General features: G+C 56.6%; 13 protein-coding genes and 1 pseudogene. 9 read left to right on the forward strand and 5 right to left on the reverse strand.

Annotation, left to right across the window (positions count from 1 at the left end; genetic code table 11):
- The first annotated feature begins 190 nt into the window (after positions 1-190).
- The 5 genes and pseudogenes from H7698_RS14260 (at position 191) to H7698_RS14280 (ending at position 2,705) form a co-directional block, all read left to right on the forward strand.
- A complete protein-coding gene (locus H7698_RS14260; protein WP_194691789.1) occupies positions 191-484 on the forward strand; it encodes a hypothetical protein in 294 nt (97 codons plus the stop codon).
- A 154-nt stretch (positions 485-638) separates the two neighbouring features.
- Positions 639-818, forward strand: coding sequence for a YhfG family protein (locus tag H7698_RS14265; protein ID WP_194691790.1), 180 nt, complete (start codon positions 639-641; stop codon positions 816-818).
- A pseudogene (locus tag H7698_RS14270) lies at positions 808-1,415 on the forward strand (putative adenosine monophosphate-protein transferase Fic). The gene H7698_RS14265 and the pseudogene H7698_RS14270 overlap by 11 nt, the downstream one beginning before the upstream one ends.
- 39 nt (positions 1,416-1,454) lie before the next feature.
- Entirely contained in the window at positions 1,455-1,808 is a 354-nt protein-coding gene (locus tag H7698_RS14275; protein ID WP_194691791.1) for a DUF1493 family protein, read from the forward strand.
- A 42-nt stretch (positions 1,809-1,850) separates the two neighbouring features.
- Positions 1,851-2,705, forward strand: a complete 855-nt coding sequence (locus H7698_RS14280; RefSeq protein WP_194691792.1) for a DMT family transporter — start codon at positions 1,851-1,853, stop codon at positions 2,703-2,705.
- A 63-nt stretch (positions 2,706-2,768) separates the two neighbouring features.
- Here the strand turns inward: H7698_RS14280 and H7698_RS14285 are convergent, their stop codons facing one another.
- Complete coding sequence (locus H7698_RS14285; RefSeq protein WP_122840747.1) at positions 2,769-4,310, reverse strand: phosphoenolpyruvate carboxykinase; 1,542 nt, start codon at positions 4,308-4,310, stop codon at positions 2,769-2,771.
- Positions 4,311-4,492: 182 nt separating this feature from the next.
- Positions 4,493-5,395 carry an Hsp33 family molecular chaperone HslO gene (hslO, locus tag H7698_RS14290; protein WP_162437028.1) on the reverse strand — a complete coding sequence of 301 codons (903 nt, stop codon included), beginning with the start codon at positions 5,393-5,395 and terminating at the stop codon, positions 4,493-4,495.
- 103 nt (positions 5,396-5,498) lie between these two features.
- Between hslO and H7698_RS14295 the strand changes: the two genes are divergently transcribed.
- The gene (locus tag H7698_RS14295; protein WP_194691793.1) at positions 5,499-6,302 is read left to right on the forward strand and encodes a phosphatase PAP2 family protein; all 804 of its coding nucleotides are present in this window, start codon (positions 5,499-5,501) and stop codon (positions 6,300-6,302) included.
- A 158-nt stretch (positions 6,303-6,460) separates the two neighbouring features.
- Here the strand turns inward: H7698_RS14295 and H7698_RS14300 are convergent, their stop codons facing one another.
- Positions 6,461-6,868 carry an RNA-binding S4 domain-containing protein gene (locus H7698_RS14300; RefSeq protein WP_162437030.1) on the reverse strand — a complete coding sequence of 136 codons (408 nt, stop codon included), beginning with the start codon at positions 6,866-6,868 and terminating at the stop codon, positions 6,461-6,463.
- A 116-nt stretch (positions 6,869-6,984) separates the two neighbouring features.
- Here H7698_RS14300 and rimA point away from each other — a divergent pair, with 116 nt between their 5' ends.
- From rimA to rimK, 3 genes are read left to right on the forward strand one after another with little or no spacing between them, the layout of a single operon-like run.
- Positions 6,985-7,764: a S6 modification regulatory phosphodiesterase RimA gene (gene rimA / locus H7698_RS14305; RefSeq protein ID WP_162437031.1), complete on the forward strand. Its 780-nt coding sequence runs from the start codon at positions 6,985-6,987 to the stop codon at positions 7,762-7,764.
- A gap of 17 nt (positions 7,765-7,781) precedes the next feature.
- A complete protein-coding gene (rimB, locus tag H7698_RS14310; RefSeq protein WP_162437032.1) occupies positions 7,782-8,261 on the forward strand; it encodes a retropepsin-like aspartic endopeptidase RimB in 480 nt (159 codons plus the stop codon).
- On the forward strand, positions 8,258-9,163 hold the full coding sequence (rimK, locus tag H7698_RS14315; protein WP_007972871.1) for a 30S ribosomal protein S6--L-glutamate ligase: 906 nt from the start codon (positions 8,258-8,260) through the stop codon (positions 9,161-9,163). The genes rimB and rimK overlap by 4 nt, the downstream gene beginning before the upstream one ends.
- Before the next feature lie 93 nt (positions 9,164-9,256).
- Here the strand turns inward: rimK and H7698_RS14320 are convergent, their stop codons facing one another.
- Both H7698_RS14320 and ompR read right to left on the reverse strand, forming a co-directional pair.
- A complete protein-coding gene (locus H7698_RS14320) occupies positions 9,257-10,570 on the reverse strand; it encodes an ATP-binding protein (RefSeq protein WP_162437033.1) in 1,314 nt (437 codons plus the stop codon).
- Between the two features lie 102 nt (positions 10,571-10,672).
- Positions 10,673-11,413: an osmolarity response regulator transcription factor OmpR gene (gene ompR, locus H7698_RS14325; protein WP_027922237.1), complete on the reverse strand. Its 741-nt coding sequence runs from the start codon at positions 11,411-11,413 to the stop codon at positions 10,673-10,675.
- Positions 11,414-11,430: the final 17 nt, after the last annotated feature.

Here is an 11,430-nt window from a genome sequence, read left to right on the forward strand (position 1 = left end):
AATTTCTTCTTTATCGGTGTCTTTCACAAAACGTGTAGGGCCAATCCGAAAGGGCAGTAAAGCCCCTACACACCCTGTCGATTGAGGCTGTATTGCACACACAGGTCGGCATCGTCATAGTTTTCGCCGCGGCTGAAAATACTTGTCGGCCAGCCGGAGCGACCTCCGAATTCATCAAGGACAGGCTTCAATGAATCAGATCAATCCGCCTACAGAACGCTACCGACCGCTGAAGACCAGCTACAGCGAAACGCCCGTGCTAGTCATCGACTCGGAAGCCGATCCGCACGAAATACTCGACGCCGCCCGACAACGCATCCGCGCTGCCAGTGACCTGCTTGAAACGCTTTACTGTCAATGTTTTGAACAAGCCGAAGCCAGTGACATCCCCAAAATCATCAGCGCGCTATACCTGCTGACACAGGACGGTCACGAGTTGCTTGAAGTCGCTCGACAACGGATACCGAAATTTTCCATCACATGATGTCCCCCCGCTGCCGGACCTGCCCGCATTAGGTGACAACGCAGTAAAACTGACAAAAAACGATGTATCCGATAATTTGTGCAGCATAAAAATACCGGTCTATCGATCAGATCGTTTGAGCTACACGTGGGTATTGCACAAAGAGACAGGTGTCATGAGCGAACTGACTTTTCAGCAAAAACAAGATTATTACGACAAAGTACGTCGTTCGAATTACCTGGCGAGCTTGCGTCTTGAAGGCTTCGACACCTCACGTGCCGATGCTGAAAAGCCGCTCCCAACGCGGGAGTCGGTACTCAACAAATATCGTCAGACTCCAGTTAATGGTGGATAAATACGGGGTCGGCCAAGACCCCTATTGCTACCCTGGCAGCGTCGTTCTGCGCAATTTGCTCAACATTCGTAATGAAGAGCAACTACAAAAAGCGGAACGAGAACTCTCAGAAATCGCCGTCAGTAAACTCCGCCTACTCCCCCCGCCCTGCAACCTCTGCCTTTTCCAACACATTCATAAGTCTCTATTTTGCGACGTGTACGAGTGGGCTGGGCAATTGAGGTCAGTGAACATCCAGAAAGGCGATACTCTTTTTTGTACAGCAGAACGAATAGCCCCCGAAGCCGAGAAAATTTTTCGCGTCATGGAAAGTGCAGCATGGTTCGCTGGCACCCTTAAAGCGGAGCTTGTAGCTAAGGTTGCAGAGACCTACGGCGATCTAACGTCGTTCACCCTTTTCGAGAGGGCAACGGTCGAGCTCAGCGGATCCTGTTTGAACAGATCATCATCAATGCAGGGTTCGCGGTTGATTGGTGGCTGGTCAAAGACACTGCATGGATACCCGCGAATATTGATGCGGTAACGTGCGATTACCGAGCCCTTGAATCCATATTCGAGCGTTGTATCGGCGACCAGTTGAATATGTCAGATCAATAAGATTGACCGTTTGTGTCCTTTCTACCGGATAACCCCGCAATGAATCTCGCCTCCGACTTGCCCGACGATCACGACATGCAGCTGCTGATGCAGTTGCTGCACGAAGAACTTGGCCTGCCCGAACGTAAAACCGTCAGCCTCGCCACCTCGATCAACGTCGACCTCGGTTGCGACGGCGCTGATGCGCGAATTCTGATGGAGGTGCTGGAAGAACAGTTCGACATCGACTTCGTCGATTATGACGCCTATCGCTACTTCCACCCCGAAGGCTACGATGTGTTCCTTAAACGCAGGGCCAAAGGACGTGGCGACAAGGTTCCGCTGACCGTTGGCATGCTCTACCGGGCTATCAAGGCCCTCTGCTGGGATACTCAGGCGCTGGAAAGCCTCTGACGTCCGCAGCGCAATCTATAAGGACATAGAGTGGACGTACTGATGGGATTGCTAGCCGCCGTGATGTGGGGCGGTACGGATTTCCTGGTGGGTTTGAATGCCCGCGCAGTGGGTGTTAAACGCGCCGTTTATTTCGGTCAGGCGTTGGGTTTCTGCATCATGAGCCTGCTGCTGATCGCTTTCCCCGCCTTTATCCTCAAGTCGATGTCGGCATCGCTCCAAGTGTGGCTGATCGGCATGGGTGCCGCCGTGCTGACCGTTTCCGGCGCACTCGCGCTGTCAAAAGCGTTCGCCCTTGGCAAAGCGTCTATCGTCGCGCCGTTGGTGACTTCCTATGGCGTGGTGACGACGTTGTTGTCATGGGCCGCAGGTGAGCAGATCAGTCTGATCCAGCTGTTTTGCATTGCCCTGTGTGTGCTCGGGGTCATCCTCTCGAGCATTCATTCCGACTCGAAGATTCCACACACGACTCAAGCCGGCAGCTCGATTGCCTACGCACTGCTTGCAGCTGTTTTTTATGGCACCAGTTTCTGGCTGCAAGGCCACTACGTGTTGCCAGTACTCGGGCCAGTGACGATGCTCTGGCTGGCGTACCTGGTCGGACTTATGGTGCTGATAGTCATCGTCCTGAGAATTGAGGACGGCCTGAAAATCCCACCTCTGAAAAACTGTATGACACTCACTGGCGCCAGCCTGATGAACCTCGGCGGGTTTTCGTCGTTCGCCTGGGGCGCGGTGGCAGGATCGGTCTCGGTGGTGACGGTGATCAGCACGCTTTCCGGAGGAATCGCGGCGATTTTGGGGTATGTATTTTTCAAAGAGAGACTGGCGAAGATACAAATTCTTGGGGTTGTCCTGGTTTTACTCGGCGCATTTGTCCTGCACCTCAAAACCTGAAAAAACAGCGCCCATAAAAAAGCCGCCCCTAAAGGCGGCTTTTTCATGGCTTCAAACCAACACTTACAACTTCGGACCAGCAGCCTTGATGGCATCGCTCACGTCGAACTTCTTGAAGTTCTCAACGAACAGACCAGCCAGTGCTTTAGCCGATTCATCGTAAGCGGCTTTGTCAGCCCAGGTGTTACGTGGGTTCAACAGGCCAGTTTCAACGCCCGGCACGGCCAGTGGCACGTCGAGGTTAATGGTGTCGAGGTGTTCGGTTTCAGCACCGATCAACGCGCCGCTCTGAATCGCTGCGATGACGCCGCGAGTGGTCGGAATGTTGAAGCGCTTGCCGACGCCGTAGCCACCGCCGGTCCAGCCGGTGTTGACCAGGTATACCTTGGAGCCGAAGCCGCGGATGCGCTTGATCAGCAACTCTGCGTATTCGCCAGCTGGGCGCGGGAAGAACGGTGCGCCGAAGCAGGTGGAGAAGGTCGACTTGATGCCGCTGCCGGAACCCATTTCGGTCGACCCCACCAGAGCGGTGTAGCCGGACAGGAAGTGGTAGGCCGCTTGCTCTTCGCTGAGGATCGACACTGGCGGCAGTACGCCGGTCAGGTCGCAAGTCAGGAAGATCACAGCATTCGGCTCGCCACCGAGGTTCTTCTCGGAACGCTTGGCAACGTGCTCCAGCGGGTAGGCGGCACGGCTGTTCTGGGTCAGGCTGACATCGGCGTAGTCGGCGTGCTTGGCATCATCGATGACGACGTTTTCCAGTACTGCACCGTGCTTGATGGCTTTCCAGATGACCGGCTCGTTCTTCTCGGACAAGTCGATGCACTTGGCGTAGCAGCCGCCTTCAATGTTGAACACAACGCCTTCGCCCCAGCCGTGCTCGTCGTCACCGATCAGGTAACGGCTTTCATCAGCGGACAGGGTGGTTTTACCGGTGCCGGACAGACCGAAAAACAGGGTCACATCGCCTGCTTCGCCAATGTTGGCAGCGCAGTGCATTGGCAGTACGTCGGCGGCCGGCAGCAGGAAGTTCTGCACCGAGAACATGGCTTTCTTCATCTCACCGGCGTAACGCATGCCGGCGATCAGCACTTTTTTCTGCGCGAAGTTGAGGATCACGCAACCGTCGGAGTTGGTGCCGTCACGCTCTGGAACGCATTCGAAGTTGGCAACGTTCAGAACCTGCCACTCTTCACGACCAGCAGGGTTGTACTGGGCCGGGTTGATGAACAGGCAGCGACCGAACAGATTCTGCCAGGCAGTCTGAGTGGTCATCTTCACGGCCAGGTAGTGATCTTCCGACGCACCTACATGCACATGGGAAACGAAGTGCTCTTGCGCGTTGTTGAAAGCCTCAACGCGGTCCCACAGGGCGTCGAACTTGTCGGCCGGGAACTTGCGGTTGATTGGGCCCCAGGCAATGGCTGCCTGAGTGGTTGGCTCTTCAACAATGAAACGGTCAACTGGCGAGCGGCCGGTGCGATGACCGGTGCGAACCACCAGCGCGCCGGTATCGGCAAGCTCGCCTTCACCGCGATTCAGAGCTTCTTTAACCAGATCATCAACACTCAGATCGGTGTACACGGCGTTATTGGCTTGCGTCATGAGATTCCCCGTCGGCCAGTGGCCGAGTGTGCTCCAAACGTTTTGTAGTAGAAAGTCGTGCACTACTACCGCGACAAAAAGTGGGCCGGATTATGCCAGAAACGCCCAAAAATAGTAGGGCCCTCCCGTCGTAACGGCGTTATTCCGGCGCAAAGCAGTGAATTTACCTGCGCTGAACCGTTTTAGTGCCGGGTATCTGACGGAGTATCTACGCCCGCTCCAGCGAACAATTGAGTGATATCTGCGGCATCAAAGAGGTAGCGCTGGTTGCAGAACTGGCAATCGATTTCGATGTTGCCACCGTGTTCGATGACCAGTTCCTGCGCATCCTCCAGACCCAGACTCACCAGAGCATTGGCCGAACGTTCGCGGGAGCAACTGCAACGGAAGCGCAGTTTTTGCACATCGAAGAGTCGAACCTGTTCTTCGTGGTAAAGACGATGGAGCACGGTTTCATTGTCCAGGCTCAGCAATTCATCGGCGGTCAGCGTGCTGCCCAGCGCGGTGATGTGCTGCCAGCTGTCGGCGCGTTCTTCTTCGTCCTTGAGACGGTCGGCGGGCAATTGCTGCAACAGCAAGCCGCGAGCACGACGGCCATCCGCGTACAGCCAGAAACGCGTGCCCACTTGCTGGGACATGACGAAATAGTTGGTGAAGCACTCGGATAACGTTTCGCCGTCCAGGTCGACGATACCCTGGTAACGCTGACCCTGTTTCGGGTCGACCGTCAGCGCCAATACGCCATTGGGCATAAGGTCGGCGAGAGTCGCATCGGGGGCAATCCGGTCAGCTTCATAACGTGCCAGGCCACGGATTTCACGCTCGCTGGAACACTCGATCATCAACAGCGGGATCGGGCCGTCGGACCGGGCCTGGAGGATCAGCAGACCATCAAATTTCAAAGTGCCCACCAGCAGCGACGCGGCCGCCATCAACTCGCCCAGCAACTGCGCGACTGGCTCCGGGTAGGCGTGTTTTGCCAAGACTTCGGCGTAGCTGAGTTCCAACGAAACCAGTTCGCCGCGGGTATCGCTGTCATCGAAGATGAAGCGTTGGGTGTAGTCGGTATCCGTTAGATCGGTCATAGGTCTGGGTATCTGAATTAATGACAAAGTGATTTCAAAAAGTGAGAATCTTGCTTATTCGGCACCGTTTTGGTGCGAAATGTTCAGCCATGGGAGGCATTTTATGAACAATCCGGGTTTGTTCCAAGCAAGGTGGAACCTGCGCCGGTTGGCTCTGTGCAACTTGGTACCGCTGGCGCTGCTGGCCTTCTGGTTATGGCCTACAGGGCAGATGGTGTGTGTGATTTTCGACGAGTGGCTTTTTTACCGCCTCAATTCGCCACTGGCGACTAACCCGATATGGCTGCACATCTGGGCGATTGCAAGTCTGCGCCCCTTCGACGCGGTGGTCGGCGTGATTCTTTTGACCCTGCTGATCAAAGGCGATTGGGTATTCAAAGCCAATGAAGTGCGCCAGGCGTTTTTCGGGTTTGTCTCGACACTGCTGTTGCTGCTGTTGATCCGGATGCTGTTTTCAAAACTGGCCGTGCATATGGACTGGCAGCACAGCAGTCCGTCGATGATGATCGACAGCGCCGTCCGCATGAGCGACTACTTTCCGGGTCTTGAAAAAGCCTGGGAACTGAAGGACCGATCGAGTCAGAGTTTTCCGGGAGACCATGCGTCAGTACTACTGATCTGGGCGCTGTTCATGACGGTGTTCAGTCGCTCCACCTGGCAGACAGCGGTGATCTGGAGTCTTGCGCTGCTGTTCATGATGCCGCGCCTGGTGGCGGGCGCCCACTGGGGTCAGGACGATTACATTGGCGGTGTGATGCTGGCGGTGTGGGCGCTGGGTTGGGGTTACTACACGCCGCTTGCCTATTATGTTTCAGAGTTTTTCCTGAAGGTAACGGCGCCGGTGTTTGAACTGCTGAGCAGATTGCCAGTGGTTTCGCGGATGAGTGTGGTGCGAGCTACAAGTTAATGCCTTGATGCCTATGTGGCGAGGGAGCTTGCTCCCGCTCGGTTGCGCAGCAGCCGCAAAGCCAGACGACCGTGTTCTTGCTGGAAGAATGCAGTTGTCAGGATCTGGAGTCCTTCGGCCTCCAACGGGAGCAAGCCCACTCGCCACAAAACAATGACTTACTGGTCGTTGCTGCTGCCACGAAACTTGAACAAATCCCGCCGCTGCTTCTTGCTCGGCTTGCCGTCCGTGCTCACGCCCAACGAGCCCGCTTTTCGCATGGCTGCAGCAGCTTCGCGTTTAGCGATACTGGCTTCGGTTTCGGCGTACAGTGTCTGTGCTTGCGGCGCGCCACCGCGCACGCTCGACAGCGCCTTGACCACCACCGTGCGCTCATCGAAACCGGCGCGAATCTGAAATTCGTCACCGACCCGGGGCTCCTTTCCCGGTTTGCAGCGCTCGCCACGACAATGCACCTTGCCGCTTTCAATGGCCGCTTTGGCCAGGGCACGCGTTTTATAAAAGCGTGCAGCCCACAACCACTTATCGAGACGGACCTTGTCGTCCTCTTCCTGTTTTTGTGCCACTGGAATTCCTCTTTCAGACAATAGTCGGAACTGTACTACCGTTTCTGTCGGGCGCAAGAACCCGGCCCTCCAGATAGAATGAGATCTTGGCCGGCTCAACGCCGTGGAGTGATCGAGTGACTATATTTCCGTCTTCATTGACTGCGCCCAAGGTCGGGTGTCAGGGATGTCAGCAAAGCGAGCCCTTGGGGTTCGATTTTGCCTTTGCTTACCAACCCATCGTCGACCTGCGAGATCACTCCATTTTCGCTCATGAAGCCTTGGTGCGAGGAGTGGACGGTCAAGGCGCGATGTCCGTGCTTGATCAGGTTACCGATCAAAACCGCTATCGTTTCGACCAGCTCTGCCGGACCCGAGCCATTGAAGGTGCGGCGCATTTGGGGATGCAAACGAACCTGTCGATCAACTTCATGCCAAACGCCGTTTACCGCCCCGAGCTGTGTATTCGAAGCACGCTGGAAGCTGCACAAAAGTACAACTTCCCGATCAATCAGCTGATTTTTGAAACACTGGAAAGCGAGCACGTAGATAACTATCGCCATTTGACCAATATTCTGCGTGAATACCGCGAATTCGGCTTCAAGACCGCCATCGACGATTTCGGGGCGGGCTACTCGGGGCTCAATCTGCTCGCCGATTTCCAACCGGACCTGATCAAGCTCGACATGGCGCTCATCCGCGATGTCGACCGCGATCGCGTTCGTCAGGCTATCGTTCGAGGGATTGTCACAATCTGTGCGGAGTTGAACGTTACAGTCATTGCCGAAGGCATCGAAAGCGCCGGGGAAAGGGATTTTCTGGCGGACTGTGGAATTTTTCTGATGCAGGGTTACTGGTTCGCCAAACCTGCATTCAAAGCGTTGGCCCAGGTAACACCTGGGGCCTGGACGCGTTAATCGCTGGTTTATCCCTATTGAAGACATTTGACCATTTGACCGTTGTCGGTCTGCGCGAGTGGATAGCGCTCCCGGATCTGGGAGTCGCCGGACTTCGCGCAAAAATTGACACCGGTGCCAGCACCTCCAGCCTGCATGCCACCGACATCGAACCGTTCGAACGCGATGGTGAGCAGTGGGTGCGCTTTACCGCGCACCTCGGGACGGTGGTGCAACTGCGTCACAGGCGCTGCGAAGCACCGCTGGTGACGATGAAAACCATTAAAAGCTCCAATGGTCACGCGCAAATGCGATACGTGGTCAGCACTACCCTGGCCCTTGGTGATCGGGTCTGGCGGGTCGAGTTCACCCTCGCCTGCCGCAAATCCATGCGCTATCGCCTGCTACTCGGCTCCAAAGCCCTGATCGATGGCCAATTGGTGGTCAATCCGGGCATTAAATACGTACAAGACAAGCCGGTGTTCCCGGTATCTACCTCCTCCACAGGTGTTGCATGAAGATCGCTGTGCTGTCGCGTAACCCGCGTCTGTATTCCACTCGTCGTCTGGTCGAAGCCGGAACCGAGCGTGGCCATGAAATGGTGGTGGTCGACACCCTGCGCGCCTACATGAACATCGCCAGCCACAAACCGCAGATTCACTATCGCGGCAAGCCGCTGGAGGGCTTCGACGCAGTCATTCCGCGGATCGGCGCGTCGGTGACGTTTTATGGCTGCGCCGTGTTGCGTCAGTTCGAAATGATGGGGGTTTTTCCGCTTAACGAGTCGGTGGCCATCGCGCGTTCGCGAGACAAGCTGCGCTCGCTGCAACTGCTCTCGCGTCGCGGTATCGGTTTGCCAGTCACCGGGTTTGCTCACTCGCCGGATGACATTCCCGATTTGATTGAAATGGTCAACGGTGCACCACTGGTCATCAAGGTACTGGAAGGCACTCAAGGCATTGGCGTGGTGCTTTGCGAAACCGCAACGGCGGCGGAGTCGGTGATCGAGGCATTTATGGGCCTCAAGCAAAACATCATGGTTCAGGAGTACATCAAGGAAGCCGGTGGCGCGGACATTCGATGCTTTGTGGTCGGCGACAAAGTGATCGCGGCGATGAAGCGGCAGGCCAAACCCGGGGAGTTTCGTTCCAACCTGCATCGCGGAGGGAGTGCAAGCCTGATCAAGATCACGCCGGAAGAGCGCATGACTGCGTTACGTGCGGCGAAGGTGATGGGCCTTGCGGTAGCGGGTGTGGACATCCTGCGCTCCAATCACGGGCCGCTGGTGATGGAGGTCAATTCGTCGCCGGGCCTGGAAGGGATTGAAACCACCACCGGGAAGAATGTGGCAGGGATCATCATCGAGCATCTGGAGAAGAATGGCGGACCGAACATGACCCGGACCAAAGGCAAAGGGTAAAGCCCAAAGATCAAAAGATCGCAGCCAGCGGCAGCTCCTGCATGGGAATGCGTTCCCTGTAGGAGCTGCCGCAGGCTGCGATCTTTTCAGTGGTTAAACCGCATCTCGCGGCAGCATCAACCCCAGCGGCAACCGCACCCGCGCTTCCAGCCCGCCACCGTCTCTGTTGCGCAGCTCAACATTACCGCCATGCATCGACGCGATCCGCTTCACGATCGCCAGCCCCAAACCAGTCCCTTTACCGCCACGAGCACGATCACCGCGGGTAAACGGATTGAAGATCGCTTCCAATTCCGAAGGATCAATCCCCGCCCCTCGGTCCATCACACTCAGTACCACATACGGGGCGCTGGTATCTCCAGACACGTAAGCCGCGACCTCGACACCGCTGCCAGCGTGATGCAGCGCATTGCCGATCAGGTTGTTCAGCAGTCGTTTCATCGACACCCGACGCAACGGGAATGGCTGGATCGGCTCCAGGCGCAGTCTTACTTTTTCTTCATTCTGGTTGTAAGGAGCGGCGACTTCGCGCACCAGATCGATCAAGTCGACCTCTTCCACCGACTCGTCGCGACCATCGCGGATAAACGCCAGGAACTGGTCGAGAATCGCATCCATGTCTTCGATGTCGCGCACCATGTCATCGGTGAGGTCGCTGCGGTCGCCCATCAATTCCAGAGACAAACGCAAGCGGGTCAGCGGAGTCCGCAAGTCGTGGGAGACGCCGGCCAACATCAGCTCGCGCTCGCGACCGGCCTGTTCGACGTCTTCAGCCATCTGGTTGAACGCGCGGTACACCTCGGTCATCTCGCTCGGCGTATCACTGATCGGCAGGCGCACGCTGCGACCCTGGCCGAGTTGCCTTGCGGCAAAGACCAGACGTTTCAAGGGCTGGTTGAGTTGGCTGACAAAGATCCAGGCTGAAGCAGTCGACAGCAAGCCGATGGCCAGGAACCAGCCGAGTACGTTCCAGATTTTTTGACCGCGCAATGGGTGCGGGTAAAGCGGCACTTTCAGCCAGCCGTCACCCAGACTTGGTGCCCGGACCCATAACGCCGGCGGCGAATGCATGCGTAATCGGACTTCGGTGTCGGCCCCCAGCTCAGCCTGCATCTGGCGCTGATAGATCTCGCTGTATGGCCAATGCTGTTCGCCTTCTGGCACACCGGTGCCCACCACACGAATCAACGTCGCGGCTTCGGCAATTTTGTCGCGGTTATTTTCATCCGCCGCCCAATAGGCGCGAAGTGTCAGGGCGACGCCGTGGCTGTATTGCCGGTCCACCAGCACATCCTCGTTCATCAATAGATAAACCAGGGTCAGTGCCTTGGAGAACAGAACGACAATCAGCACCAACCAAAGGGTGCGGGAGAAGAAGCTTTGGGGAAACCAGATCGGGGTTTTCATGAATAGCCGTTACACGCTTGCAGGAGCGAGGATGCTCGCATATTGCGGATCGCGAGTCTGCGGACAACATCGTCCGCAAGACCCGCTCCTACAAAACGCCGATCACTTGGTGGCGGCGCCATCCGGAACGAACACGTAACCCACGCCCCAGACAGTCTGGATATAACGCGGTTTGGATGGATCGGGTTCAATCATTCGGCGCAGACGGGAAATCTGTACGTCGATGGAGCGCTCCAGAGCATCCCACTCACGGCCGCGAGCCAGGTTCATCAGTTTGTCGCGGGTCAGAGGCTGACGCGCGTTCATGACCAGGGCTTTCAGCACCGCAAACTCACCGGTAGTGAGCATGTGCACTTCATCACCGCGCTTCAGCTCACGGGTGGCCAGCGACAGCTCGTAGTCACCGAAGGTCACGCTTTCGTCTTCGCTGCCCGGTGCGCCCGGCACAGGAGTGGACTGACGACGCAACACGGCTTTGACGCGAGCCATCAGCTCATCCGGGTTGAACGGCTTGGCCAGGTAGTCGTCGGCGCCCAGTTCGAGGCCTTTGATACGGCTCAGCTCGTCGCCCTTGGCGGTGAGCATGATGATCGGGATCTGATTGTTAGCGGTGCGCAGGCGGCGGCAAGCAGTCAAGCCGTCTTCGCCAGGCAGCATCAGGTCGAGAACAACCAGGTTGAACACTTCGCGCGCCAGCAGGCGGTCCATTTGTTCAGTGTTCGGTACGGCACGGGCTCGATAGCCTTTGCTGACGAAAAAGCGTTCCAGCAGGCTGCTGAGCCCTGGATCGTCGTCAACAATAAGAATTTTTTCGCCTTCAGCAATGTTTGCAGTGCTGCTCATTAGATGCTCCTTTTAGC

Origin of the sequence: Pseudomonas sp. p50(2008), assembly GCF_015351605.1 — a bacterium.
Taxonomy (GTDB): Bacteria; Pseudomonadota; Gammaproteobacteria; order Pseudomonadales; family Pseudomonadaceae; genus Aquipseudomonas.

Bases quoted from the DNA above. Each gene is read 5' to 3' on its own strand.
- H7698_RS14260 (WP_194691789.1), top strand. From the start codon at position 191: ATGAATCAGATCAATCCGCCTACAGAACGCTACCGACCGCTGAAGACC.
- rimK (WP_007972871.1), top strand. From the start codon at position 8,258: ATGAAGATCGCTGTGCTGTCGCGTAACCCGCGTCTGTATTCCACTCGT.
- H7698_RS14295 (WP_194691793.1), top strand. From the start codon at position 5,499: ATGAACAATCCGGGTTTGTTCCAAGCAAGGTGGAACCTGCGCCGGTTG.
- H7698_RS14265 (WP_194691790.1), top strand. From the start codon at position 639: ATGAGCGAACTGACTTTTCAGCAAAAACAAGATTATTACGACAAAGTA.
- H7698_RS14280 (WP_194691792.1), top strand. From the start codon at position 1,851: ATGGGATTGCTAGCCGCCGTGATGTGGGGCGGTACGGATTTCCTGGTG.
- H7698_RS14285 (WP_122840747.1), bottom strand. From the start codon at position 4,310: ATGACGCAAGCCAATAACGCCGTGTACACCGATCTGAGTGTTGATGAT.
- ompR (WP_027922237.1), bottom strand. From the start codon at position 11,413: ATGAGCAGCACTGCAAACATTGCTGAAGGCGAAAAAATTCTTATTGTT.
- hslO (WP_162437028.1), bottom strand. From the start codon at position 5,395: ATGACCGATCTAACGGATACCGACTACACCCAACGCTTCATCTTCGAT.
- H7698_RS14275 (WP_194691791.1), top strand. From the start codon at position 1,455: ATGAATCTCGCCTCCGACTTGCCCGACGATCACGACATGCAGCTGCTG.
- H7698_RS14320 (WP_162437033.1), bottom strand. From the start codon at position 10,570: ATGAAAACCCCGATCTGGTTTCCCCAAAGCTTCTTCTCCCGCACCCTT.